Here is a 25,217-nt window from a genome sequence, read left to right on the forward strand (position 1 = left end):
TTTTGGGGGGCGGCGGGCTCTCCCCCCCCCCCCCGCGCGCCCCCTGCCCGGGCGGCCCCCCACAGAGGGGGGTGCCTCGCGCGAACCTGTCTCATCTTCCGCCTTACCCCATGCCGCCTCCACCGCAGCAATTGCCGCCGCCGGCAATTCTGCCGAAAATGCGATGTAATCGTGCAAGGTCAACCCGTTATCACCGCGCTCTAACCTCTCCAGCAACTCGCGCGGCGTTTGCGGAATCCCCTCAACGGCGTAGCCCTGTTCCCTCAGGTCATGCAGCATTGCCAGCACGCTGGACGGCACGTCGAGGCCGACTGCGTAGCCGGTGCGACCGGGGGCGCTCGGATAGTCGGGGATCAGGATGGCCAGCTTGCGTTCCGCGCGGGGCGTCCGCTGCAGGCGCACGAAGGCCTCGACACGGTTCGCCACTTGCGCCACGCGGTCGGGCTCAGGCCGGTTGGCGAAGGCGCGAAAGGCCAATGCGGGATCGGTTTCGCTTTCATCCTTGAAGGAAATGGCGCCGGCCAAGATGCGGCCGTCGAGCTCGGGCAGGACGACATGCATGGCAAGGTCGGCGGGCGCCAGGCCGCGCTGGTTACGTTGCCAGATGTCGCGGCGGGTGGTCGCGACGATGACCTGGAACACCGGTACGCCGGCGCGGTCGAAGAGGGTTTCGATGCCAGGCTCGGCCCCGGAGGCGAAAGCAGTGGTGGTGATGATGGCGGCAGGCTTCAGGGTTGCAAGCGCGGTTTCGACGAAGGCGAGCGAGGCCGGGTCCTTGAGGCTGGAGACGAAGATAGGGACCGGCGCTATGCCGCGCGCGCTCAGCGCTTCGAAAAGCGCATCGATGGGCGCCACGTCGGCGGCGAGCAGCATCGAGCGGTAGAACAGGATTGGCACGACGTCTCCCTCCCCCTCGAGGGGAGGGTGGCCCGAAGGGCCGGGTGGGGTCGTCGCGGCAGTGCTCGACGTTTTCTGTTGGTGCGCTTCAAAGTGTTGGCGCGCTTCGGAGAGGACCCCACCCCCGGCCTGCGGCCGGACCCTCCCCTCAAGGGGGAGGGGGACGCCGCGTTCTACGACACCCCGTCCCGGCTCGTAAAATCCTGCCTTTGGCACGCTGACCGGTTCAGCGACCGCCACACCCGATCCAGCGAGACTTGCCAACCTCTGCACCAGCGCCGCCATATTTGCCGGACCGCCTTCGCGGAAATAATCGAGCAAGCTGTCCAACTCCTCGCGCGGCAGCGTTGAGCCTTCGATCAGTCGCAAGTCCTCGTCGTGGCTCTCGCCCGGCAGGAGCGCGAGCTTAATACCGCGATTTCGCGCGACAACGGCGAGCTGATCGCAGCCATAGCGCCACCAGTCATAGCCGCCGAGGATGCGGACCAGAATGACCTTGGCGTGGCGGGCGACGCTGTCGATCCAGAGATCGACGGACATCGGATGGCGCAGGTCGCGCAAGGCGGCGAGCCGCATCGATGGCAGGCGGTGCGCATCTGCCTTCCACGCCGTCGCCAGCCCGGCCAGGTCGCTGTCGGTGAAGGACAGCGCCACGACATCCGCAGGCGTTTGCCTGAGATCGACAGGCTCGGCGAGATCGTCGAGCGAGGCGGATGTGGTGGTGAGGATGTGCATCGCGGCTCGTACCTGGGGTCAGCCGGCTAGGATACGCTCGATCGCCGGGCGGTTCAGCCCTTTCAGGCCGATGACGACAAGGCGCGAGCGGCGGTCGTCTTCAGCGGTCCAGGCGCGGTCGTAATAGTGATTGACGCGCGGACCGACGGCCTGCAGCAGGAGCCGCATCGGCTTGCCGCCGACTTCGACGAAACCCTTGACGCGCAACACGTTTTCCTCCTCCGCCGCCGTGGCGACGCGTTGTGCGAGCTCGTCCGGGTTGGACACGGACGCGATGTCGATGACGAAACTATCGAAGTCGTCATGCTCGTGGTCGAGCTCGTCGTCGTGGTGGGTCTTGCGGTTCTCGATGTCGTCCTCGACGGCGAGGCCGAGGCCGAGCAGCACCGACGGGTCGACCTTGCCTTGCGAAGTCGGCACGATCTTCACCGCCCGCGCAACATGCTTGCCGATGACGGCATTGGCGCGGGCCGAGCCGGCTGCGTCCATCAGGTCGCTCTTCGACAGGATAATCAGGTCGGCGCAAGCGAGCTGGTCCTCGAATACTTCCTCGACCGGATCGTCGTGTTCGAGCGTCTCGTCCTGCGCGCGCTGCGCCTGCAGGGCGTCCATGTCGTTGGCGACGCGGCCATCAGCCAGCGCCGGTCCGTCGACCACGGCGATGACGCCGTCGACCGTCACGCGGCTTTTCACCGACGGCCACTGGAAGGCCTGGACCAGCGGCTTGGGCAAAGCGAGGCCGGATGTTTCGATCAGGATGTGGTCGACCCTCGGCGTCAGCGACAGGATCTGGTCGAGCGCCGGGACGAAATCGTCGGCCACTGTGCAACAGATGCAGCCATTGGCCAGCTCGACGATGTTTTCGTCGGGGCAGCTGTCGATGCCGCAGCCCTTCAGGATCTCGCCGTCGATGCCGATGTCGCCGAACTCGTTGACGATGATGGCCAGCCGCTTGCCCCCGGCGTTTTCGAGCAAATGGCGGATCAGCGTCGTCTTGCCGGCGCCGAGAAAGCCGGTGACGACGGTGCAGGGAACGCGCGAAAGGGAGGCAGCGGTCATGTCAGTTCCTTCAAAAGGTCAAGGGGAGGGATGCGGGCAACCAGGCCGCGCTTCAGGCAATCGGGACGGCCGCGCCACGGAATGAGCCCATCCGTCGAGGTGGCGAACAGCTTTGCGCCGGTCACGAGATCGGCGCCGCTGGTCGCGGTCAGGTCGCCGAAGACGTAGCTCCAGCAGCCGTCGCGCAAAATCGCGGCGCTGAGCCGGCGCTTGCAATTGCCGAGGCATTCGACGGTGCGGATTTTGATGTTTTCGCTGGAAGCGGCGCGGCGCGCGTCCTCGGCGAGCAGTTCGCCGGCGCGGGGATGGGCGTCCGAACCGGTCTCGTCACGGCAGGACGAGCAGACGATGACGGTAACGCCGGCCGGGGAATCACCGTGGCCGGACAATAAATCCGCTGTCTCAGCCGGAAAACTGCTGTCGCGTTCCAAATCAGGCTCCTTGCCCGGAAAACCCGCCAGGCGATCGGATTCTTATGTCCTAGACGGCAGGTCTCCTGGCTCGCGCGTCATCGCCTGGGTGCCGCCTTCCCGGGAATATCCCAGTGGTTTTCGGCCGAGGCTCGTCGCTTACAGTTGCGGGGACAGCCGCGGATTTGAAATCGAGATTTCGCACCGCATTCCCTCTTGGCCCCTGCCGTTGCGGGCAGGGGACCGTCTGGAATGGATTTAGGCGGTTTGGGCAGTGGAAGTCAACGCGGCGTCAGTTGCGCCTTGATTCCATTATGCATCCGTTGGCTTTTTTGTACGACCTTTTAACCAGTTCGCAGCGGTGCCCAACAAACTCGCTTTGGTAGTCTTCTCTTCCGGTAACGCAAGAATGACCTGGCGCAATGCCTGGTACCCGTCGCCGGGTGCCAATCCTGACCAACGATCAGTTCTTGGGCTTCTGGCCATGTTTGGTTATCCAGCAGAACTTCGCTGCCGACCAGTGCTCCTCCATGGCTCGCCAGGAATATCCGGACGAAATGACTGCCGGGGTGAACGCTGGCCGCGAACAACTTTTCCAATCTGGCATAGAACACCGGGTATGTTCGGTTGAGCGTGCATTCCACCGCAGCTTGGGTGATGACGGGTCCGCCGTAGATCTTCCAGCGGGTATCGTCCCGCTGCCAAAACTCGATTTCGGCTTGCATGTTCTCGCAAACATGCTTCGCGAAACCTTCGATCAGCACATGAAATACACCGAGCAGGAATTTTCCGAAGGCCTGGTCCAGCGCTCGTTCACGCGTGTCTCCCATGCCGACAAACGATTCGATGACTGGCTGAGTGTCCAGCAGCGGCGAGAAGATGTAGATTTCAAGGACCAGCCTGTGAGTGGTATCTCGCTGCTCCTTGTCGAAAACTTCAGCTTCAAAGCGAAGGTCTTCAAGTTCAAGTCTGACATCGTATTGTCCGCGTATAGCGCTGATCCCATGCGCAGTCAGAGCGTCGTGAATCAGGTCGAGAACTTCTTGCGATGCCATGTGGAACCTCGACCGACAAACCCCTCAACCGTCTGCGGTCGAGAGCAGTTGTCAAGAGCGCCCTTCGCTATTGAACGCATTCAACAGCGCCGGACCCAGATCACCGGCTGGTGTCACCTCGATGCATTCCAGGCAGAGCCAGCCCTGCATCTGCTTCAGCTCCTCGACCAGCGCGGCCGCTGTTTCAGCCGGTGCGCTAGGTTCGGCATAGGCGGCGTGGACCCGCAGCACGCCGGCCGGACGGTCGGCCCTGAGGTCGACGCGCCCGACGATGCTGTCGCCGAGCAGGAACGGCAGCACATAATAGCCATACTGGCGTTTTTCGGCCGGCGTATAGATCTCGATGCGGTAGTGGAAGTCGAACAACCGCTCGGTGCGCGACCGCTCGAAGACGACGGGATCGAACGGCGCGAGCAAGGCGCGCGCCTCGATCCTGCGCGGCAAACGGGCGTCCTTGTGGAGATAGGCCGGCTTGTTCCAGCCTTCGACGCTCACCGGTAACAGCTCGCCGGCCTCGACCAGTTCCTCGAGGCGGCCCTTGATATCGGCGGGCGAGAGGCGGAAATAGTCGCGCAGATCGCCTGCCGTGGCGACGCCGTGGGCGCGGGCGGAGATACGCAGCAATTCGCGGTGCGCATCCTCGGGGCAGGGAACCGGCAGAGTGAGTACCGCCGGCGGCAGTACGCGCTCCGGCAGATCGTAGAACCGCTCGAAGCCGCGGCGATGCGCTGTGGTGATGCGGCCGGCCCAGAACAGCCATTCGAAGGCGTGCTTGGCATGGCTCCAGCCCCACCAGCCACCATTGCCCTTTTGGCCTTCGAGGGCTGAAGCGGCGATCGGGCCGTGATCGACGACCTGGCGATAGATCTCCTCGATATAGGCGGGGTGCTCGCGGCCCCATTTGGCCAGTCCGCTGTACATTTCGTCGCCGCGCTCGGCCCGCTGCATGCGCCAGCGCATCAGCGGATAGGTCTCGACCGGCAGGAACGAGGCTTCGTGCGCCCAATATTCGAAGACCATGCGCTTGCGCGTTACGGCAGCGTCGTCGAGCAGCGCAAGCTTGTAGGGGCCAAGCCGCGAATAGAGCGGCATATAGTGGGCGCGCACCACCGCGCTGACGGAATCGATCTGCAGCAGGCCGGTACGGGCAAGCACGCGGGCCAGATGCCTGCGGTCGGGCGTACCGGCGGGGCGGGGGTCGTTGAATCCCTGTGCCGCGAGCGCGATGCGACGGGCCATGCGAAGCGAGATTTTTTCCTTCATCAACGCGGTATCCTGATGATGCTGGACAGAGCAGAGAACCTGCGATTCCGTGCCATGCTAGCAGGGTTTTGGCGGCATCCATGTCAGGAGAGAAAAGTGGAGTGAAAAGTGAAAGAAATCAAACAGGAGCGGATCGGACCAGTTTTGCCGGATATGCCGCCCAGCACCGCGATTTGAACAAGGTTTGACTTGCTTCGCCGAAAGCGCTGCGCTAACCCTCGCCGCGTTGCAGCATAGAGCCCCCTTAAAACGGTTCAGTGGTTAAACTGTCACGCTTCCGCAAGTGGGTCCGGTGCTGTAATCAGAGTGGATTGGCCGCCAACGGAAACTGCAGCATGAACGCACTTTTAGGTTCGTACCTGCCCATAGTCCTGTTCATCGGCGTGGCGCTGGTGGTCGGGCTGGCGCTGCTCGCCGCACCCTTCCTGGTGGCCTACCGCAACCCCGATCCGGAAAAGCTTTCGGCCTATGAGTGCGGCTTCAACTCGTTCGACGACGCCCGCATGAAGTTCGATATCCGCTTCTACCTGGTGTCGATCCTGTTCATCATCTTCGACCTGGAGGTGGCCTTCCTGTTTCCTTGGGCGGTGTCGTTCAGTCAGATCGGCATGCTCGGTTTCTGGTCGATGATGGTGTTTTTGGCGGTGCTGACCATCGGCTTTGCCTATGAATGGAAGAAAGGAGCGCTGGAATGGGATTGAGCGACAATTCCGGCACGCTCGTCGCGCCGAAGCCCAAGGGCCTCATCGACCCCAACACCGGCAGGCCGGTGGGGGAGGATGATCCGTTCTTCCTGGAGATCAACAACGAGCTCGCTGACAAGGGCTTTCTCGTCACCTCGACCGAGGCGCTGATCACCTGGGCGCGCAGCGGCTCGTTGATGTTCATGACCTTCGGTCTCGCCTGCTGCGCCGTCGAGATGATCCACACCTCGATGCCGCGCTATGACTCGGAGAGGTTCGGTGTCGCGCCGCGCGCGTCTCCGCGCCAGTCCGATATCATGATCGTCGCCGGAACGCTGACCAACAAGATGGCGCCGGCGCTGCGCAAGGTCTACGACCAGATGCCGGAGCCGCGCTACGTCATCTCGATGGGCTCCTGCGCCAATGGCGGCGGCTATTATCATTATTCCTATTCGGTGGTGCGCGGCTGCGACCGCATCGTGCCGGTCGACATCTACGTGCCCGGCTGTCCGCCGAGCGCCGAAGCACTGCTCTACGGCATCCTTCTGCTGCAGAAGAAGATCCGCCGCACCGGCACGATCGAACGGTGAGCGGCATGACCCAGGCGTTGAACGATCTCTCGACCTATCTCGGCGAGAAGCTGACCGGCCGGATCGGCGAGGCGGTGCTCGCCTATGGCGAACTCACCATCTCGGTCGAGCCGCGCGACCTGATCGAGGTGGTGACCTTCCTGCGCGACGACCCGAAATGCCAGTTCATCTCGATCATCGACGTCTGCGGCGCCGATTACCCGTCGCGGGCAAAGCGCTTCGACGTCGTCTATCATTTGCTGTCGCCGAGACAGAATATCCGCGTCCGCATCAAGGTCCAGGCCGACGAAGAGACGCTGGTGCCGTCGATCACCGGCATTTATCCCGGCGCCGACTGGTTCGAGCGCGAGACTTATGATCTCTACGGCGTGCTGTTTTCGGGCCATCCCGATCTGCGCAGAATCCTGACCGACTACGGCTTCGAGGGCCATCCGCTGCGCAAGGATTTTCCGCTGACCGGCTTCGTCGAGGTGCGCTACGACGACGAAGCCAAGCGCGTCATCTACGAGCCGGTCGAGCTCAAGCAGGAATTCCGCAATTTCGATTTTCTGTCCCCTTGGGAAGGCACGGATTACGTGCTGCCCGGGGATGAGAAGGCAAAGCAGTAAATGGCTGAAACCTCCGTCCGCAATTTTAACATCAATTTCGGCCCTCAACATCCTGCAGCGCATGGTGTTTTGAGGCTGGTTCTTGAGCTGGACGGCGAAGTCGTCGATCGCGTCGATCCGCATATCGGGCTTTTGCATCGCGGCACGGAAAAGCTGATCGAGCACAAGACTTATCTGCAGGCCGTGCCTTATCTCGACCGGCTCGACTATTGCGCGCCAATGAACCAGGAGCATGCCTTTGCGCTTGCCGCCGAGCGGCTGCTCGGTATCGAGGTGCCGAAGCGCGGGCAACTTATTCGAGTTCTCTACTCCGAGATCGGCCGCATCATGTCGCACATCCTCAATGTGACGACGCAGGCGATGGATGTCGGCGCGCTGACGCCGCCGCTGTGGGGTTTCGTCGAGCGCGAAAAGCTGATGGTGTTTTACGAGCGCGCCTCTGGCTCGCGCATGCACGCCGCCTATTTCCGGCCGGGCGGCGTCCATCAGGACCTGCCGCAGAAGCTGATCGAGGACATCGGCAAGTGGATCGATCCGTTCCTGAAGTCGGTCGACGATCTCGACGCGCTTTTGACCGGCAACCGTATCTTCAAGCAGCGCAATGTCGACATTGCCACCGTCTCCTTGGCGGACGCCTGGGCTTGGGGTTTTTCCGGCGTCATGGTGCGCGGCTCGGGTGCGCCGTGGGATCTGCGTAAATCGCAGCCCTACGAATGCTATGCCGAGCTGGATTTCGACATTCCGATCGGCAAGAACGGCGACTGTTTCGACCGTTATCTGGTGCGCATGGAAGAGATGCGGCAGTCGGCGAAAATCATGCGCCAGTGCGTCGACCTGTTGCTCGGCAAAGAGGGCAGCGGGCCGGTGTCCAACCTCGACGGCAAGGTGGTGCCGCCGAAGCGCCAGGCGATGAAGCGCTCGATGGAAGCGCTGATCCATCACTTCAAGCTCTACACCGAAGGCTACCGCGTGCCGGCCGGCGAGGTCTATGCAGCCGTCGAGGCGCCGAAGGGCGAATTTGGCGTCTATCTCGTCTCCGACGGCTCCAACAAGCCCTATCGCTGCAAGCTGCGCGCGCCCGGCTTCGCGCATCTGCAAGCCATGGACTTTTTGTGCCGCGGCCACATGCTGGCCGACGTCACCGCCGTTCTCGGCTCCCTCGACATCGTGTTTGGTGAGGTCGATCGCTAAATGTCAGTCCGCCGTCTCGCAGAAGCCAGCCTCCAGCCAGCCTCCTTCGCCTTCAACCGGGCGAATGCGGCAGCGGCGAAGCAGTGGATCAAGAAATATCCGAAGGGGCGCGAGCAATCCGCGATTATCCCCTTGCTCATGCTGGCGCAGGAGCAGGAAGGCTGGGTGACCAAGGCGGCGATCGAAACGATCTCCGACATGCTCGGCATGCCCTATATTCGCGGGCTGGAAGTCGCCACCTTCTATACGCAATACCAGCTCAATCCGGTCGGCACCCGCGCCCATATCCAGGTTTGCGGCACCACGCCCTGCATGCTGCGCGGCTCGGAAGCGCTGATGGATGTGTGCCGCTCGAAGATCCATCACGACCAGTTCCACACCAACGACAAGGGCACGCTGTCGTGGGAGGAGGTCGAGTGCCTCGGCGCCTGCGTCAACGCACCGATGGTGATGATATTCAAGGACACCTACGAGGATTTGACGCCGGAGCGGCTTGCCGAGATCATTGACCTTTATGACGCCGGCAAGGGCGCTACGGTGAAACCGGGACCGCAAAACGGCCGTGTCACTTCCGAGCCGGCCAGCGGCCTGACGACCCTCAAGAGCGAAAAGGCGATCCTGAAGGCGACCCGCGACCGGGAAACCAGGGCCGCGACCAAGGCCGCCAAGGAAGTGGCGCCGGCGGCTGCCGCCGCAGCACCCGCGGCGCCGGCCCTGCCAGCCGCTCCTGCCGCACCGGCGCCGGTTGCGCCCTCGAATGCCAGCAAGCCGAAAACCGATGCGGTCGAGACGAGCCCGGCGCTGAAATCGCCATCGGCGACAAAAGTCGCGCCCGCGGCGGAAAAGGCGGCGAGCGTTGCAGCGCCGCTGCATTCGGCCGCCAATGCCAACAAGGCCGAGCCGCAGGTCGAGGACGTCTCGAAACAGCGCAAGGGGCCCAAGAACAAGGCCGAGCCGGCGGCTGCTTTCAAGGCGCCGGAGGCCAAGGTTAAACCGGCGAAGGCTGCCGCCAAGCCGACCAAGCCGTCGCCCGGAAACAGGAGCCGGCCGACCGGCAAGAAGCCGGTCTGAGGAACGAGCAATGCTTCAGGACAGAGACCGCATCTTCAACAACATCTACGGCCGCTTCGACAAGTCGCTGGCCGGCGCCATGGCGCGCGGCGCCTGGGACAACACGCCCGGCATCGTTGCCAAGGGGCGCGAGTGGATCGTCAACGAGATGAAGGCCAGCGGTCTGCGCGGCCGGGGCGGCGCCGGTTTCCCGACCGGGCTGAAATGGTCGTTCATGCCCAAGCAAAGCGACGGCCGGCCGAGCTATCTCGTCGTCAACGCCGACGAGTCCGAGCCCGGCACCTGCAAGGACCGCGACATACTGCGCCACGACCCGCACACGCTGGTCGAAGGCTGCCTGCTTGCCGGCTTTGCTATGGGCGCGGTCGCCGCCTACATCTATGTACGCGGCGAGTTCATCCGCGAGCGCGAGGCTCTGCAACGCGCCATCGACGAGGCCTATGCGGCCAAGCTGATCGGCAAGAACAACACCTCCGGCTACGATTTCGACATCTACATGCATCATGGCGCCGGCGCCTATATCTGCGGCGAGGAAACGGCGCTGCTTGAAAGCCTCGAGGGCAAGAAGGGCCAGCCACGGCTGAAGCCGCCATTTCCGGCCAATGTCGGCCTCTATGGCTGCCCGACGACGGTCAACAATGTCGAGTCCATCGCGGTCGCGCCGACCATCCTGCGCCGCGGTGCCGCCTGGTTCTCGTCGTTCGGCCGGCCCAACAATGTCGGCACCAAGCTGTTCTGCATCTCCGGCCACGTCAACAATCCGTGCACCGTCGAAGAGGCGATGTCGATCCCGTTCCGCGAACTGATCGAGACGCATTGCGGCGGCATTCGCGGCGGCTGGGACAATCTGCTGGCGGTCATTCCGGGTGGCGCCTCGGTGCCGCTGGTGCCGGCCGAGCAGATCATCGACGCGCCGATGGATTTCGATGCGCTGCGCGACCTGAAATCGGGCCTCGGCACGGCGGCTGTCATCGTCATGGACAAATCCACCGATATCGTGAAAGCGATCGCGCGGCTTTCCTACTTCTATAAGCACGAGAGCTGCGGCCAGTGCACGCCCTGCCGTGAGGGCACCGGCTGGATGTGGCGGGTAATGGAACGGCTGGTGCGCGGCGAGGCGCAGAAGCGCGAGATCGACATGCTGCTCGATGTGACCAAGCAGGTCGAGGGCCACACGATCTGTGCGCTGGGCGATGCCGCGGCATGGCCGATCCAGGGCCTGATGCGGCATTTTCGCGGCGAGGTGGAGCGCCGCATCGACGAGTTTTCGCGCAACGCACACCGCGCCCAACCGGTGCTGGCGGCGGCGGAATAGAAGAATTCGAAATGCGGACGAATGTCCGAAACGAGGAAACGAGCGCGGGGCAGACGGAAACGACCAGGAGACCACCTATGTCGCTGTTTTCGACACCCGACGATTTTACGCCCGAAATGGACCCGTTGTTGAAGATGAACCATGATCTGACCAGGATGATGCCGAAGGAGATGGCCAGTGCCGTCAATCTCCTGGCGCATCCTGTCGCGGGCGCGGCGGCGATGACGGCACTCGGCATCGGCCTTGCCAACCACGCCTTTGGTATCTGGATGGGCGTGCTCTCAGGCGCGGCCGAGACATCGCAGCGGCTTTGGCAGCCGGTTGCCGAGGATTTCGAGGCCCGAACTGACCGCTTTTCTGCGACCGGCAAAAGCTCATCGATAAAGGCGCGCGCGGCGGCCAAAACCCTGATTGCCGAGGCGCAGTCCTTCGCCAACGACGTGACCGACATTGCGACGAGCACCGCGGCGCGGAGCTTGGCGAATGCCAGCACCGTTGCAGCGGACGCGTCGGCCGGGCTGATGCCGGAAGATTTCAAGCAGCCCAAGCCGATGGACCGGCCAGCCGAGCCCGCCGACCTCAAGGCGATATCGGGCATCGGACCGAAACTGGAAAAGGTGCTGAACGGCCTTGGCATCTGGACATACGCCCAGATTGCCGCGTGGACGCCGCAAGAGATCGCCTGGGTCGAAGATTACCTGTCGTTGAAGGGCCGTATCGGCCGTGACGGCTGGATCGATCAGGCGGCGGCGTTGGCCGGAGCCAAAAAGTGAATTCAATATCGTGCGCGGCCTCGGCAGCGCCCGGAAGGAAAGATTGCGGAACGTCCGCAGGGGTTTGAGGCGAAATGGCAAAGCTCAAGGTCGACGGGAAAGAGATCACTGTACCCGACCATTACACGCTGTTGCAGGCGGCCGAGGACGCCGGCGCGGAAGTGCCGCGCTTCTGCTTCCATGAGCGGTTGTCGATCGCCGGCAATTGCCGCATGTGCCTGATCGAGGTCAAGGGCGGGCCGCCCAAACCGCAGGCGTCCTGCGCCATGGGCGTGCGCGACCTGCGCCCGGGCCAGAACGGCGAGCCGCCGGAAATCTTCACCAACACGCCGATGGTCAAGAAGGCCAGGGAAGGCGTGATGGAATTCCTTCTGATCAACCATCCGCTGGATTGCCCGATCTGCGACCAGGGCGGCGAGTGCGACCTGCAGGACCAGGCGATGGCGTTCGGCGTTGATTCCTCGCGCTACCACGAGAACAAGCGGGCGGTCGAAGACAAGTATATCGGGCCGCTGGTCAAGACGATCATGAACCGCTGCATCCATTGCACGCGCTGCGTCCGCTTTACCACCGAGATTGCCGGCATATCGGAGCTTGGTCTGATCGGCCGCGGCGAGGATGCCGAGATCACCACCTATCTCGAAAGCGCGATGACTTCGGAGCTGCAGGGCAATGTCATCGACCTTTGCCCGGTCGGCGCGCTGACCTCCAAACCCTATGCGTTCCAGGCACGGCCTTGGGAACTGACCAAGACAGAATCCATCGACGTGATGGACGCCGTCGGCTCGGCGATCCGCGTCGATAGCCGGGGCCGCGAAGTGATGCGCATCCTGCCGCGTACCAACGAGGCGGTGAACGAGGAATGGATTTCCGACAAGACCCGCTTCATCTGGGACGGCTTGCGCACGCAGCGCCTCGACCGCGCCTATGTGCGCAAGGACGGCAGACTGGCCCCGGCAAGCTGGGCGGAGGCTTTTGCCGCGATCAAGGAAGCGGTGTCGAATGCCGCACCCGAAAAGATCGGTGCCATTGCCGGCGATCTTGCCGCCGTCGAGGAGATCTACGCGCTGAAGCTTCTGATGGCTTCGCTCGGCTCGAAGAACACCGACTGCCGCCAGGACGGTGCCGCACTCGATCCGTCGCTCGGCCGGGCGAGTTATGTGTTCAACCCGACCATCGAAGGCATCGAACAGGCCGATGCGGTGCTGATCATCGGCGCCAATCCGCGCTTCGAGGCGTCCTTGCTCAACGCTCGCATCCGCAAGCGCTGGCGGGCCGGCAATCTGCCGGTCGGCGTTATCGGCGATGTCGGCGATACGCGCTATGATTACGAGCAGCTCGGCGCCGGGCCGGAATCGCTGAAGGATCTGGCCGACGGCAACGGCAAATTCTTCCAGCTGCTGAAGAAGGCGACGCATCCGCTGATCATCGTCGGACAGGGTGCGCTGGCGCGTCCGGACGGCGCGGCCGTGCTTGGCCAGGCGGCGAAGCTCGCTGTCGCCGTCAATGCCGCAAGGGCCGACTGGAACGGTTTTGCCGTGCTGCACACCGCGGCGGCGCGCGTCGGCGGCCTCGATGTCGGCTTCGTGCCGGGCGAGGGCGGCAGGAACGTCGCCGGCATGCTGGGCGAGACCGACGTGCTGTTCCTGCTCGGCGCCGACGAGATCGACATGGCCAAGACCGGCGGCGCTTTCGTCGTCTATATCGGCACGCATGGCGACAAGGGCGCGCATCGCGCCAACGTCATCCTGCCGGGAGCAGCGTATACCGAGAAGTCGGGCACCTTCGTCAACACCGAGGGCCGCGTACAGCAGACCAACCGGGCGGGCTTCGCGCCCGGCGAAGCACGCGAGGACTGGGCTATTCTCAGAGCTCTGTCGGATGTGCTCGGCAAGAAGCTGCCGTTCGATTCGCTGCCGCAGCTGCGCGCTAAGCTCTATGCGGAATACCCGCATCTTGCCCGCATCGACCATGTCGCGGCCGGCGATCCGGCCGACATCGCCAGGGTGGCCAAGCTCGGCGGGCGGCTGAACAAGGGCACCTTCACCTCGCCGGTCAAGGATTTCTACCTGACCAACCCGATCGCGCGGGCTTCCGCGGTGATGGCCGAGTGCTCGGCTTTGGCGAAGAACGGCTTCAGGCAGGCGGCGGAGTAGACATGGACACCTTCTTCTCCTTCTACGTGCTGCCGGCGCTGCTGATCCTTTTGAAGTCGGTCGTGCTGATCGTCGTTCTGTTGATCTTCGTCGCCTATGTGCTTTACGCCGACCGCAAGATCTGGGCGGCGGTGCAATTGCGCCGCGGACCGAACGTCGTCGGCCCGTGGGGCACGCTGCAGGCCTTCGCCGATCTGCTGAAATTCGTCTTCAAGGAGCCGGTGATCCCGTCCGGCGCCAACAAGGGCGTTTTCTTGCTGGCGCCCTTGGTGTCGGCGGTGCTTGCGATCTCTGCCTGGGCGGTCATCCCGGTCAATGAGGGCTGGGCCATCGCCGACGTCAATGTCGGCATCCTCTATGTCTTCGCCATCTCCTCGCTCGAGGTCTATGGCGTCATCATGGGCGGCTGGGCATCCAATTCGAAATACCCGTTCCTCGGCGCGCTGCGCTCGGCGGCGCAGATGGTGTCCTACGAGGTCTCCATCGGTTTCGTCATAGTCACCGTGCTGCTTTGCGTCGGCTCGCTCAACCTGTCCGATATCGTTTTGTCGCAGCAGGACGGGTTGGGCACGCGGCTCGGCCTGCCCAACACCTTTCTCGACTGGCATTGGCTGTCGCTGTTCCCGATGTTCATCGTCTTCTTCATCTCGGCGCTGGCGGAAACCAACCGTCCGCCCTTCGACCTCGTGGAAGCCGAATCGGAACTCGTCGCCGGCCATATGGTCGAATATTCCTCGACGCCGTTCCTGCTGTTTTTCCTCGGCGAATATGTCGCCGTCGTCCTGATGTGCGCGCTGGCCACCATCCTGTTCCTTGGCGGCTGGCTGCCGCCCTTCAACTTCGCGCCGTTCACCTGGGTGCCGGGGCTGATCTGGTTCGTGCTCAAGGTCTGCCTGGTGTTCTTCATGTTCTCGATGGTTAAGGCGTTCGTGCCGCGCTACCGCTACGACCAGTTGATGCGGCTCGGCTGGAAGGTCTTCCTGCCGATCTCGCTGTTCATGGTGGTCGCCACCGCCGCCTTCCTAAAGATCACGGGGTTTGCCTGATGTCTGCATTATCCCAAGCCGCCAAATCACTGCTTTTGCAGGATTTCGTCAGCGCTTTCTTCCTGTCGATGCGCCAGTTCTTCGCGCCGAAGGAGACGATCAACTATCCGCATGAGAAGGGGCCGGTCAGCCCGCGCTTCCGCGGCGAACATGCGCTGCGCCGCTATCCGAACGGCGAGGAACGCTGCATCGCCTGCAAATTGTGCGAGGCGATCTGCCCGGCGCAGGCCATTACCATTGAAGCCGGCCCGCGCCGCAACGACGGCACGCGGCGCACCGTGCGCTACGACATCGATATGGTGAAATGCATTTATTGCGGCTTCTGCCAGGAAGCCTGCCCGGTCGACGCCATCGTCGAGGGGCCGAATTTCGAATTCGCGACGGAGACGCGCGAGGAGCTTTATTACGACAAGGATCGGCTTCTGGCCAATGGCGACCGCTGGGAGCGTGAGCTGGCGCGCAACATCTCGCTGGATGCGCCTTACCGCTGATATTTGACGCATGGACGGGGCGAGGGCCCTCGTTTAAGGAACACGCAACTTGCCGACCGGAGGCGGTGGCAAAAAAACAGGACGAACGTCCTGTTCTGACAGGAAACCCGGGGGAACCCATGCTGAGTGGACTAGAGGCGGCCTTTTTCTACCTCTTCGCCTTTGTCGCGGTGGCATCGGCGTTCATGGTCGTTTCGGCGCGCAATCCCGTGCATTCGGTGCTGTTCCTGATCCTGACCTTCTTCAACGCCGCCGGCCTGTTCATGCTGACCGGCGCCGAGTTCCTGGCGATGATCCTGCTCGTCGTCTATGTCGGCGCAGTCATGGTGCTGTTCCTGTTCGTCGTAATGATGCTCGACGTCGACTTCGCCGAAATGAAGGAAGGCGCCCTGCAATATGCACCGATCGGCGCGCTGGTCGGGCTGATCCTGGCGGCGGAGCTGATCGTCGTGCTTGGCGGCTATACATTCGCGCCGAAACTGGCGGCGACGGTCGCGAAACCCATCCCGGACCTGGCCGCGCGCTCCAACACGGCAGCGCTCGGCGACATCCTCTATACGGATTACCTCTACTACTTCCAGATTGCGGGGCTGGTGCTGCTGGTCGCCATGATCGGCGCCATCGTGCTGACGCTGCGCCACAAGCCGGGCGTCAAGCGGCAGTCGATCGCCGCCCAGGTCGGCCGCACGGCGGCAACCGGGGTGGAAATCCGCAAGGTCAAGACGGGCGAAGGAGTCTGAGATGGTCGTCGGCATCGCGCACTACCTGACCGTATCGGCGATCCTGTTCACGCTCGGCGTGTTCGGCATCTTCCTGAACCGCAGGAACGTCATCGTCATCCTGATGTCGATCGAGCTGATCTTGCTGGCGGTCAACATCAACTTCGTCGCCTTCTCGGCGGCGCTCGGCGATCTGGTCGGCCAGGTGTTCGCACTGTTCGTGCTGACGGTCGCGGCGGCCGAAGCGGCGATCGGCCTTGCCATTCTCGTCGTCTTCTTCCGCAACCGCGGCTCGATCGCGGTCGAAGACGTGAACATGATGAAGGGTTGACGGAACCACCATGTATCAGGCCATCGTCTTCCTTCCGCTGCTCGGCTTTCTGATCGTCGGCCTGTTCGGCACCTCGCTCGGCGCCAAGGCTTCCGAATACATCACATCCGGCTTCCTGGTGATCGCGGCTGTGCTGTCGTGGGTCGCCTTGTTCTCCGTCGGCTTCGGCGGCGGCGAGGTGTTCACCGTGCCGGTGATGCGCTGGATCCAGTCGGGCGGCCTCGAAGCGTCGTGGGCGCTACGGATCGATACGCTGACGGTGGTGATGCTGGTCGTCGTCAATACGGTGTCGGCGCTGGTCCATATCTACTCGATCGGCTACATGCATCACGACCCGGACCGGCCGCGCTTCTTCGCTTACCTGTCGCTGTTTACCTTCGCCATGCTGATGCTGGTGACGGCCGACAACCTCGTGCAGATGTTCTTCGGCTGGGAAGGCGTCGGCCTTGCCTCCTATCTGCTGATCGGCTTCTGGTACAAGAAGCCGTCGGCCAATGCGGCTGCGATCAAGGCCTTCATCGTCAACCGCGTCGGCGACTTCGGCTTTGCGCTCGGCATATTCGGCGTGTTCGTGCTGTTCGGCTCGGTCAATCTCGGCACCATCTTCGCCAATGCGGCGACGTTCATTCCGGCGGAAGGCGCGCCGCAAGGTGCGGCCGTGCTGACCTTCCTCGGCTATGCGCTGGATAAGCAGGCGGCGATGACCGTCGTCTGCCTGCTCCTGTTCATGGGCGCCATGGGCAAGTCGGCGCAGGTGCCGCTGCACACCTGGCTGCCGGATGCCATGGAAGGCCCGACCCCGGTCTCGGCGCTGATCCATGCCGCGACCATGGTGACGGCAGGCGTGTTCATGCTGGCGCGGCTGTCGCCGCTGTTCGAGCTGTCGCATTCGGCACTGACCGTGGTCACTTTCATCGGCGCCTTCACCGCCTTCTTCGCAGCGACCGTCGGTCTCGTCCAGAACGACATCAAGCGCGTCATAGCCTATTCGACCTGTTCGCAGCTCGGCTACATGTTCGTGGCGCTTGGCGTCGGCGCATATGGCGCGGCGATTTTCCACCTGTTCACCCACGCCTTCTTCAAGGCGCTGCTGTTCCTCGGCTCGGGCTCGGTCATCCACGCCGTCTCCGACGAGCAGGACATGCGCAAGATGGGCGGCCTGAGAACGCTCATCCCGACGACCTACTGGATGATGGTGATCGGCACGCTGGCGCTGACCGGTGTCGGCATCCCGGTCACGATCATCGGCACGGCTGGCTTCTTTTCCAAGGACGCCATCATCGAAGCGGCCTTCGCCGGCCACAATGCGGTCGCCGCGTTTGCCTTCATATTGCTGGTCATTGCCGCCTGCTTCACCTCCTTCTATTCCTGGCGGCTGATCTTCATGACCTTCCATGGCGAGCCGCGGGCCAGCCACGAGGTCATGCACCATGTCCATGAATCGCCGCCGGTCATGCTGGTGCCGCTGTTCATCCTGGCGGCGGGTGCGCTGTTTGCCGGCGTGATCTTCCACGGCGCCTTCATCGGCGAAGGCTATGCCGAATTCTGGAAGGCGTCGCTGTTCACGCTGCCGGACAACCACATCCTGCACGAAATCCACGAAGTGCCGTTGTGGGTCGAGCTGTCGCCGTTCATCGCCATGCTGATCGGCTTTGCGATTGCCTGGCAGTTCTATATTCGCGCGCCGGAAATGCCTCGGAGCGTCGCTGCCAACCATCGCCTGCTCTACGCCTTCCTGCTCAACAAATGGTATTTCGACGAGCTGTACGACTTCCTGTTCGTGCGGCCGGCAAAGCGCCTCGGCAGCTTCCTGTGGAAGACCGGCGACGGCACCGTCATCGACGGGCTCGGGCCGGACGGCATTTCGGCGCGCGTCGTCGACGTCACCAACCGGGTCGTCAAGCTGCAGACCGGCTATCTCTATCACTATGCCTTCGCCATGCTGATCGGCGTTGCCGCACTCGTCACCTGGATGATGCTCTGATGACCGCCTGGCCGATCCTATCGCTGGTCACCTTCCTGCCGCTGGTTGGTGTGCTGCTCATCCTTTTCGTGCGCGACGACAGCGAGAACGCGCGCCGCAACATCCGCGCCATCGCACTGTTCACGACCGCGTTCACGTTCGTGATTTCGCTGTTTATCTGGACCGGCTTCGACAATTCGCAGCCTGGCTTCCAGTTCGTCGAGAAGTTTGCCTGGCTGGATTCCGGCATCTCCTACCATATGGGCGTAGACGGCATCTCCATGCTGTTCGTCATCCTGACCACCTTCCTGATGCCGCTCTGCATCCTCGCCTCGTGGGAATCGATCGAGAAGCGCGTCAAGGCTTACATGATCGCTTTCCTGCTGCTCGAGACGCTGATGATCGGCGTGTTTTGCGCGCTCGACATCGTCTTGTTCTATGTCTTCTTCGAAGCCGGCCTGATCCCGATGTTCATCATCATCGGCGTTTGGGGCGGCAAGCGGCGCGTCTATGCCTCGTTCAAGTTCTTCCTCTATACGCTGGCCGGCTCGGTGCTGATGCTGCTCGCCATCATGGCGATGTTCTTCCAGTCCGGCACCACCGACATCCCGACGCTTCTGACGCACAATTTCCCGGCCAGTATGCAGACCTGGCTATGGCTTGCCTTCTTCGCGTCCTTCGCGGTGAAGATGCCGATGTGGCCGGTGCACACCTGGCTGCCGGACGCGCATGTCGAGGCGCCGACGGCCGGCTCGGTGATCCTGGCCGCCATCCTGCTCAAGATGGGCGGGTACGGCTTCCTGCGTTTTTCGCTGCCGATGTTTCCGATTGCATCCGAAATGTTCGCGCCGCTGATCTTCACGCTCTCCATCGTCGCCATCATCTACACCTCGCTGGTGGCGCTGATGCAGGAGGACATGAAGAAGCTGATCGCCTATTCGTCGGTCGCTCACATGGGCTTCGTTACCATGGGCATCTTCGCCATGAACCAGGAAGGCGTCCAGGGTTCGATCTTCCAGATGCTGTCGCACGGCCTGGTCTCCGGCGCGCTGTTCCTCTGCGTCGGCGTCGTCTACGACCGCATGCACACGCGTGACATCGACGCCTATGGCGGGCTGGTCAACAACATGCCGAAATATGCAACCGTGTTCATGATCTTCACCATGGCCAATGTCGGCCTGCCCGGCACCAGCGGCTTCGTCGGCGAGTTCCTGACCATGCTCGGCGTGTTCCGGGTCAACACCTGGGTGGCGTTCTTCGCCGCCACCGGCGTCATCCTGTCGGCGGCCTATGCGCTCTGGCTCTACCGCAAGGTGATCTTCGGCGCGCTGACCAAGGAAAGCCTGAAAGGCCTGCTCGACCTGTCGACGCGCGAGAAGGTGATCATCTATCCGCTGGTCGCGCTGGTCATCTTCTTCGGCGTCTACCCGGCGCCGATCTTCGACGCGACGGCCGAATCGGTCAAGGCGCTCGTCACCAATGTCACCGCATCCATCGGCGCCGCGCAGACCGCGGCGGCGAACTGACTGGGGGTTTTGCGAACCATGACGCCGGACCTTCTCTCCAGCCTGTCGCTCTCGACGCCAGAGCTGATCCTCGCCATCGGCGCCTTGGCGCTGTTGATGCTCGGCGCCTATTCGCGCGCCAACACCACCGTCACGGTGAGCGGCCTTGCAGTCGCCGTGCTGGTGATCGCCGGCGCCTGGCTGATCTTGTCGCCGGGGCAGGGCAACGCCTATGGCGAAGCCTTCATCCAGGATCCATTCGCCCGCTTCATGAAGGTGCTGGCGCTGATCGGCTCGGCGGTGACGCTGGTCATGTCGGTCCGCTTTGCCCAGGCGGAGCGTTTCGACAAGTTCGAATATCCGGTGCTGATCCTGCTCTGCACGCTCGGCATGATGCTGATGATCTCGGCCAACGGCATGATCGGGCTCTATCTCGGCCTCGAGCTGCAGTCGCTGGCGATCTACGTGCTGGCGGCGATCAACCGCGACAATCTGCGTTCGACCGAGGCCGGGCTGAAATACTTCGTCCTTGGCGCGCTGTCGTCGGGCATGCTGCTTTACGGCATCTCGCTGGTCTACGGCTACACCGGCAATACCGGCTTCCAGGAGATCGCCGCGGCGTTGAGCGGCAGCGAGCGCCAGCTTGGCCTCGTCTTCGGCCTGGTCTTCGTGCTGGCCGGCCTTGCGTTCAAGATCTCGGCGGTGCCGTTCCACATGTGGACGCCCGACGTCTATGAAGGCGCGCCGACGCCGGTGACGGCTTTTCTGGCGGCGGCACCCAAAATGGCGGCGATGGCGCTGATGGTGCGCGTCACCATGGGCGCCTTCAAGCCGATCGCCGCCGACTGGCAGCAGATCATCGTCTTCATCTCGATCGCCTCGATGGCGCTCGGTGCCTTTGCGGCCATCGGCCAGACCAACATCAAACGGCTGATGGCCTATTCCTCCATCGGCCATATGGGTTATGCACTGGTCGGCCTTGCCGCCAACAGCCAGGACGGCGTGCGCGGCGTCGCCATCTACATGCTGATCTACCTGGTGATGACGCTCGGCACCTTCGCCTTCATCCTCGCCATGCGACGCAAGGAGGGCAATGTCGAGCAGATCAGCGATCTCGCCGGCCTGTCGGCGACCAATCCGATCATGGCGACGATCCTCACCATCCTGATGTTCTCGCTGGCCGGCATCCCGCCGCTCGCCGGCTTCTGGGGGAAATGGTACGTGTTCCTCGCCGCCATCAATGCCAATCTCTACGCGCTGGCGATCATCGGCGTGCTCGCCTCTGTGGTGGGCGCCTATTATTATCTGCGCATCATCAAGATCATGTGGTTCGACGAACCGGTCGGCGGCTTCGTGCCGATGGCGACCGAACTGCGCGTCGTGCTCGGTGTCTGTGGCGCCTTCGTGCTGTTCTACGTGCTGATCGGCGGCCCGATCGGAACCTACGCGGCAGCCGCGGCCAAGACCTTCTTCTAACGGAATGACGTTCAGGCTTGCTCCAACCGCGGCTTCGGAAGGGTTCCGGCTCGAGGCGCACGATACGGTCGGCTCCACCAACGCGCTGGCGCTGGAGCACGCGCGGGCCGGCGATCCGGGCAAACTCTGGGTCGTCTCAAAAAAGCAGGAGGCCGGGCGTGGCCGCCGCGGCCGCGCCTGGGCGACGCCCGAGGGCAATCTGGCCGCGACGCTGCTGGTGATTACCAACACCGAGCTTCGACTTGCCGCGACGCTCGGCTTCGTTGCCGGACTGGCGCTGGCCGACGCGCTCGACGCCGTCGTGCCGAAGGGCAGGATCGCGATCGGCCTCGATGGTGCGAGCCAAGGCAAGAACCGTTTCGAGCTGAAATGGCCGAACGATGTGCTTGCCTCGGGCGCCAAGCTCGCCGGCATCCTGCTGGAATCGGCGATGCTGGATGGCGACCGTTCGGCGGTGGCTGTCGGCATCGGCGTCAACGTGGTGGCATACCCTGAGGATTTGCCCTATCCAGCGACGTCGCTCAACGCGCTGGGGTCTGCTTGCGATGCCGAGACGCTGTTTCTGGCGCTGTCGGATGCGTGGAGCGAGAATGCGCGGCTGTGGAACGAAGGGCGTGGGCTTGCCGCCGTCAGGCGGCGGTGGCTGGCGCGTGCGGCGGGGCTTGGCGGGCAGGTTGCTGTCAGAATTGACGGTAATGTGGTGCGCGGCACCTTCGAGACCATTGACGAGGACTGCCGTTTCGTGATCCGCGACGATCAAGGTTCGGTTCTGACGATCGCTGCCGGCGACGTGCATTTCGGCGCGGTTGCCTCGGCTGGCGGTTGACTGGCCAATACGTTTGACTGGCCAGGTATTTGACCAGCTTGAATTTGACCGGCCGACAATTTTGACCGGCCCACAATTTTGACCGGCAAGGAAGGAAAGACCATGGCGATAGCGGAAAACGCCGAACTTGTCTTCGTGCCGCTCGGCGGTGTCGGCGAGATCGGCATGAACTTCGCCCTCTACGGCTATGGGCCGGCCAATGCGCGCGAATGGATCGTCGTTGACGTCGGCGTTACTTTTCCCGATGCAACCCTGCCCGGCGTCGACCTGGTACTGCCCGACATCCGCTTCATCGAGGAGAATGTCGCCAATCTGCGCGGCATCGTCATCACCCATGCGCATGAGGACCATTACGGGGCGTTGCATGACATCTGGCCGAAGCTCAAGGCGCCGGTGTGGATGACGCCGTTCAGCGCCGGCCTGCTGGAAGCCAAGCGGCAGGGCGAACCAGGGGCGCCGAAGATCCCGGTGACGATCTACCGGGCTGGCGAGAAATTCACTGTCGGCCCATTCGAGATCGAAGCCATCCCCGTCGCGCACTCCATTCCCGAACCGATGTCGCTGGCGATCACCACGCCGGCCGGCGTCGTCATCCATACCGGCGACTGGAAGATCGATCCGGCGCCGACGGTCGGGCCGATGACCGACGAGGCGCGCTTCCGCGCCTATGGCGACAAGGGCGTGCTGGCGCTGGTCTGCGATTCTACCAATGCCATGCGGGAAGGGGAATCGCCGTCCGAAGTGGCGGTGGGCGAGGGCCTCAAGAGCGTCATCCAGAACGCCAAGGGGCGGGTCGCCGTCACCAGCTTCTCCTCCAATGTCGGACGCATCGTCTCCATCGCCAGGGCAGCGCGCGATGCCGGTCGCCAGTGCCTGGTGCTTGGCCGCTCGATGAAGCGCGTCATCGATGTGGCTGATGAACTCGGCTATATGGACGGCTTGCCGGAATTCATCGCCGAGGAGGATTACGGCTTCATCCCGCGCGAAAACCTCGTCATCATCTGCACCGGCAGCCAGGGCGAGCCGCTTGCCGCACTTGCCAAGCTGTCGCGCGACGAGATGAAGTCGGTAGCGCTGACGGCCGGCGACACGGTGGTGTTTTCCTCGCGCACCATTCCCGGCAACGAGAAGGCGATCCTCGAGATCAAGAACCGCCTGATCGATCTCGGCATCAAGATCATCGAGGATGGCGATGCGCTGGTGCATGTCTCCGGCCATCCACGCCGCAGCGAATTGCGCAAGATGTATGAATGGGTGCGGCCGCAGATCGGCGTTCCCGTGCATGGCGAGGCGGCGCATCTGGTAGCGCAGGGCTCGCTGATGTCGACGTCCGGCATCGGCCAGGTGGCGCAGGTGCGCGACGGCGACATGCTCAGGCTGTATCCGGGTGCCGCCGCCATTATCGACCAGGTGCCGTTCGGCCGCATCTACAAGGACGGAAGGCTGATCGGCACCGACCAGGCGATGGGTATTCGCGACCGCCGCAAGCTGTCCTTCGCCGGACATGTCGCCGTCAATGTCGTGCTCGACGACAAATACGAGCTTGCCGGCGATCCCGATCTCGTCGCCATCGGCGTCGCCGAGGCCGACGGCAGCGGCGAGAGCCTGGAAGACCTGATGATCGATGCGGCAATCGGCGCCGTGGACTCCATCCCCCGCCAGCGCCGAAAAGACCTCGACCTGGTCCAGGAGGCGGTGCGGCGCGCGGTGCGTGGCGCGGCCAACGAAGCCTGGGGCAAGAAGCCGCTGGTGACAGTGTTCGTCACGCGGTGACGAACAAGGGAGTAGGGGAGTAAGGCAGTAGGGGAATAGGGAAGTAGCAGGTAGGAGCGCAAACAGATGCACTTCTAGATCCAGTTTTTCCCTACTCCCCTACTGCCTTACTCCCCTACTCCCCTAACCCGGGAGTACTCTATGCTCGGACGTCTCAACCATGTTGCGCTTGCCGTGCCGGATCTGGCTGCGGCTGCGGCGGTCTATCGCGATACGCTTGGCGCCCGCGTGACTGCGCCGCAGCGGCTGCCGGAGCATGGCGTTACGGTGGTGTTCGTCGACGTCGGCAACACCAGGATGGAGTTGCTCGAGCCGCTCGGCGAAGCCTCGCCGATCGCCGCATTCCTCGAGAAGAATCCGTCCGGCGGCATGCACCACGTGTGCTATGAGGTGGACGACATTGTTGCGGCGCGCGACCGTCTCAAGGCCAGCGGCGCGCGCGTGCTGGGCGACGGCAATCCGAAGACCGGCGCACATGGCAAGCCGGTATTGTTTCTGCACCCCAAGGATTTCTTCGGCACGCTGGTCGAACTGGAGCAAGCATGAGCTGGGTTTCGTTTGTCGCCCTGTTCTTCGCCACATGGTGGGTGGTGTTGTTCGCCGTCCTGCCGTTCAGCATGCGGACGCAGGACGAAGACCAGGACGTGACGCTTGGCACGGTTCCGAGTGCACCGCGCGGACCGCACATGTTGCGCGCGGCGCTACGCACGACAATCGCCACGCTGGTCCTCATGGGTATCTTCTACGGCATCACGAGAGGGCTTGGTCTCGGTATCGACGACATCCCGCACATCGTGCCGGATTTCAACCAGAGCCCAGCGCATTAGCCGGCTACCTACCGTGTCCGGCTATCCCAGCCTAGCCGACGCCCTGAAATCAAGCTGCGCCAGCAAGGTCAACCCAAAGTAAAGGCCGGGGCGGGTTTGGGCTGACGCAACGTCACGTAGTTTGGTAATCTGTCGTGCTAACCAAATGATTGCACAAAAAAAATGCAAGGCGCGAGGCCTTGCAATTTAAACGCGTCCGATCTGTTTCCGGTGTCCGGCGGCAGCGAGTTACCGCGCCTAGATCGCATCCTCCCAAGACTTTGACCGCGTAGGAGAGCAGATTTTTCTCTACCCTCTCGGTTATGGGGGCACACTAGCCTAAGGCGGGTGAAAATGTCACGAAGAATTTTGCCCGGAAACAGGCAATCTCGTGCTGCAGTGCACAATAGTACGGCAGGCGTTGCTTGCGAAACGCCCAGCAAGCCGTGTGCGGCAATTGCGGCGTCTATGCAGC

The 25,217-nt window shown here is 63.1% G+C and carries 24 protein-coding genes and 1 riboswitch; of the genes, 19 read left to right on the forward strand and 5 right to left on the reverse strand.

Going from position 1 to position 25,217, the window contains the following annotated elements; all coding sequences use genetic code 11:
- The 5 genes from NKJ46_RS29400 to NKJ46_RS29420 form a co-directional block, all read right to left on the reverse strand.
- Nucleotides 1-1,632: cobaltochelatase subunit CobN (locus tag NKJ46_RS29400; protein ID WP_352669953.1), on the reverse strand; the 1,632-nt coding region annotated here is incomplete at its 3' end.
- A gap of 18 nt (nt 1,633-1,650) precedes the next feature.
- The gene (gene cobW, locus NKJ46_RS29405; protein WP_352669956.1) at nt 1,651-2,691 is read right to left on the reverse strand and encodes a cobalamin biosynthesis protein CobW; all 1,041 of its coding nucleotides are present in this window, start codon (nt 2,689-2,691) and stop codon (nt 1,651-1,653) included.
- Entirely contained in the window at nt 2,688-3,122 is a 435-nt protein-coding gene (locus tag NKJ46_RS29410) for a DUF1636 family protein (protein ID WP_352669959.1), read from the reverse strand. Before NKJ46_RS29410 ends, cobW begins: the two co-directional genes overlap by 4 nt.
- Before the next feature lie 38 nt (nt 3,123-3,160).
- A riboswitch (cobalamin riboswitch) is annotated at nt 3,161-3,364 on the reverse strand.
- Between the two features lie 81 nt (nt 3,365-3,445).
- Nucleotides 3,446-4,156 (reverse strand): DUF6348 family protein, encoded by a 711-nt coding sequence (locus NKJ46_RS29415; protein ID WP_352669962.1) that lies wholly within the window; start codon nt 4,154-4,156, stop codon nt 3,446-3,448.
- A 51-nt stretch (nt 4,157-4,207) separates the two neighbouring features.
- Nucleotides 4,208-5,419: a winged helix-turn-helix domain-containing protein gene (locus NKJ46_RS29420; RefSeq protein ID WP_352669964.1), complete on the reverse strand. Its 1,212-nt coding sequence runs from the start codon at nt 5,417-5,419 to the stop codon at nt 4,208-4,210.
- 335 nt (nt 5,420-5,754) lie between these two features.
- Between NKJ46_RS29420 and NKJ46_RS29425 the strand changes: the two genes are divergently transcribed.
- The 19 genes from NKJ46_RS29425 (at nt 5,755) to NKJ46_RS29515 (ending at nt 24,763) form a co-directional block, all read left to right on the forward strand.
- Complete coding sequence (locus NKJ46_RS29425) at nt 5,755-6,120, forward strand: NADH-quinone oxidoreductase subunit A (RefSeq protein WP_023720750.1); 366 nt, start codon at nt 5,755-5,757, stop codon at nt 6,118-6,120.
- Nucleotides 6,111-6,692 carry a NuoB/complex I 20 kDa subunit family protein gene (locus tag NKJ46_RS29430; RefSeq protein ID WP_292664697.1) on the forward strand — a complete coding sequence of 194 codons (582 nt, stop codon included), beginning with the start codon at nt 6,111-6,113 and terminating at the stop codon, nt 6,690-6,692. Before NKJ46_RS29425 ends, NKJ46_RS29430 begins: the two co-directional genes overlap by 10 nt.
- A gap of 5 nt (nt 6,693-6,697) precedes the next feature.
- The gene (locus NKJ46_RS29435; protein ID WP_352669967.1) at nt 6,698-7,300 is read left to right on the forward strand and encodes an NADH-quinone oxidoreductase subunit C; all 603 of its coding nucleotides are present in this window, start codon (nt 6,698-6,700) and stop codon (nt 7,298-7,300) included.
- Complete coding sequence (locus NKJ46_RS29440; protein WP_352669969.1) at nt 7,301-8,491, forward strand: NADH-quinone oxidoreductase subunit D; 1,191 nt, start codon at nt 7,301-7,303, stop codon at nt 8,489-8,491.
- Nucleotides 8,492-9,562, forward strand: coding sequence for an NADH-quinone oxidoreductase subunit NuoE (gene nuoE, locus NKJ46_RS29445; protein WP_352669971.1), 1,071 nt, complete (start codon nt 8,492-8,494; stop codon nt 9,560-9,562).
- A gap of 10 nt (nt 9,563-9,572) precedes the next feature.
- Complete coding sequence (nuoF, locus tag NKJ46_RS29450) at nt 9,573-10,877, forward strand: NADH-quinone oxidoreductase subunit NuoF (protein WP_352669973.1); 1,305 nt, start codon at nt 9,573-9,575, stop codon at nt 10,875-10,877.
- Nucleotides 10,878-10,954: 77 nt separating this feature from the next.
- A complete protein-coding gene (locus tag NKJ46_RS29455) occupies nt 10,955-11,650 on the forward strand; it encodes a helix-hairpin-helix domain-containing protein (protein ID WP_352669975.1) in 696 nt (231 codons plus the stop codon).
- Between the two features lie 74 nt (nt 11,651-11,724).
- Nucleotides 11,725-13,806, forward strand: coding sequence for an NADH-quinone oxidoreductase subunit NuoG (gene nuoG / locus NKJ46_RS29460; RefSeq protein ID WP_352669978.1), 2,082 nt, complete (start codon nt 11,725-11,727; stop codon nt 13,804-13,806).
- 2 nt (nt 13,807-13,808) lie between these two features.
- Entirely contained in the window at nt 13,809-14,852 is a 1,044-nt protein-coding gene (gene nuoH, locus NKJ46_RS29465; protein ID WP_352669980.1) for an NADH-quinone oxidoreductase subunit NuoH, read from the forward strand.
- Nucleotides 14,852-15,343, forward strand: a complete 492-nt coding sequence (gene nuoI / locus NKJ46_RS29470) for an NADH-quinone oxidoreductase subunit NuoI (protein WP_023676622.1) — start codon at nt 14,852-14,854, stop codon at nt 15,341-15,343. The genes nuoH and nuoI overlap by 1 nt, the downstream gene beginning before the upstream one ends.
- Nucleotides 15,344-15,462: 119 nt before the next feature.
- Nucleotides 15,463-16,083: an NADH-quinone oxidoreductase subunit J gene (locus tag NKJ46_RS29475; RefSeq protein WP_352669982.1), complete on the forward strand. Its 621-nt coding sequence runs from the start codon at nt 15,463-15,465 to the stop codon at nt 16,081-16,083.
- A 1-nt stretch (nt 16,084) separates the two neighbouring features.
- A complete protein-coding gene (gene nuoK, locus NKJ46_RS29480) occupies nt 16,085-16,393 on the forward strand; it encodes an NADH-quinone oxidoreductase subunit NuoK (RefSeq protein ID WP_023676620.1) in 309 nt (102 codons plus the stop codon).
- 10 nt (nt 16,394-16,403) lie between these two features.
- Nucleotides 16,404-18,377: an NADH-quinone oxidoreductase subunit L gene (nuoL, locus tag NKJ46_RS29485; protein WP_352669984.1), complete on the forward strand. Its 1,974-nt coding sequence runs from the start codon at nt 16,404-16,406 to the stop codon at nt 18,375-18,377.
- Complete coding sequence (locus NKJ46_RS29490; protein ID WP_352669987.1) at nt 18,377-19,882, forward strand: NADH-quinone oxidoreductase subunit M; 1,506 nt, start codon at nt 18,377-18,379, stop codon at nt 19,880-19,882. Before nuoL ends, NKJ46_RS29490 begins: the two co-directional genes overlap by 1 nt.
- A gap of 18 nt (nt 19,883-19,900) precedes the next feature.
- Entirely contained in the window at nt 19,901-21,337 is a 1,437-nt protein-coding gene (gene nuoN / locus NKJ46_RS29495; RefSeq protein WP_352669989.1) for an NADH-quinone oxidoreductase subunit NuoN, read from the forward strand.
- A gap of 4 nt (nt 21,338-21,341) precedes the next feature.
- The gene (locus NKJ46_RS29500; protein WP_352669992.1) at nt 21,342-22,163 is read left to right on the forward strand and encodes a biotin--[acetyl-CoA-carboxylase] ligase; all 822 of its coding nucleotides are present in this window, start codon (nt 21,342-21,344) and stop codon (nt 22,161-22,163) included.
- A gap of 102 nt (nt 22,164-22,265) precedes the next feature.
- Complete coding sequence (locus NKJ46_RS29505; protein ID WP_352669995.1) at nt 22,266-23,936, forward strand: ribonuclease J; 1,671 nt, start codon at nt 22,266-22,268, stop codon at nt 23,934-23,936.
- A 141-nt stretch (nt 23,937-24,077) separates the two neighbouring features.
- Nucleotides 24,078-24,482 carry a methylmalonyl-CoA epimerase gene (gene mce, locus NKJ46_RS29510; protein ID WP_352669998.1) on the forward strand — a complete coding sequence of 135 codons (405 nt, stop codon included), beginning with the start codon at nt 24,078-24,080 and terminating at the stop codon, nt 24,480-24,482.
- Nucleotides 24,479-24,763 carry a DUF1467 family protein gene (locus tag NKJ46_RS29515; RefSeq protein WP_292663027.1) on the forward strand — a complete coding sequence of 95 codons (285 nt, stop codon included), beginning with the start codon at nt 24,479-24,481 and terminating at the stop codon, nt 24,761-24,763. Before mce ends, NKJ46_RS29515 begins: the two co-directional genes overlap by 4 nt.
- Nucleotides 24,764-25,217: the final 454 nt, after the last annotated feature.

Source organism: Mesorhizobium sp. M0166 (assembly GCF_040322255.1).
GTDB lineage: Bacteria > Pseudomonadota > Alphaproteobacteria > Rhizobiales > Rhizobiaceae > Mesorhizobium.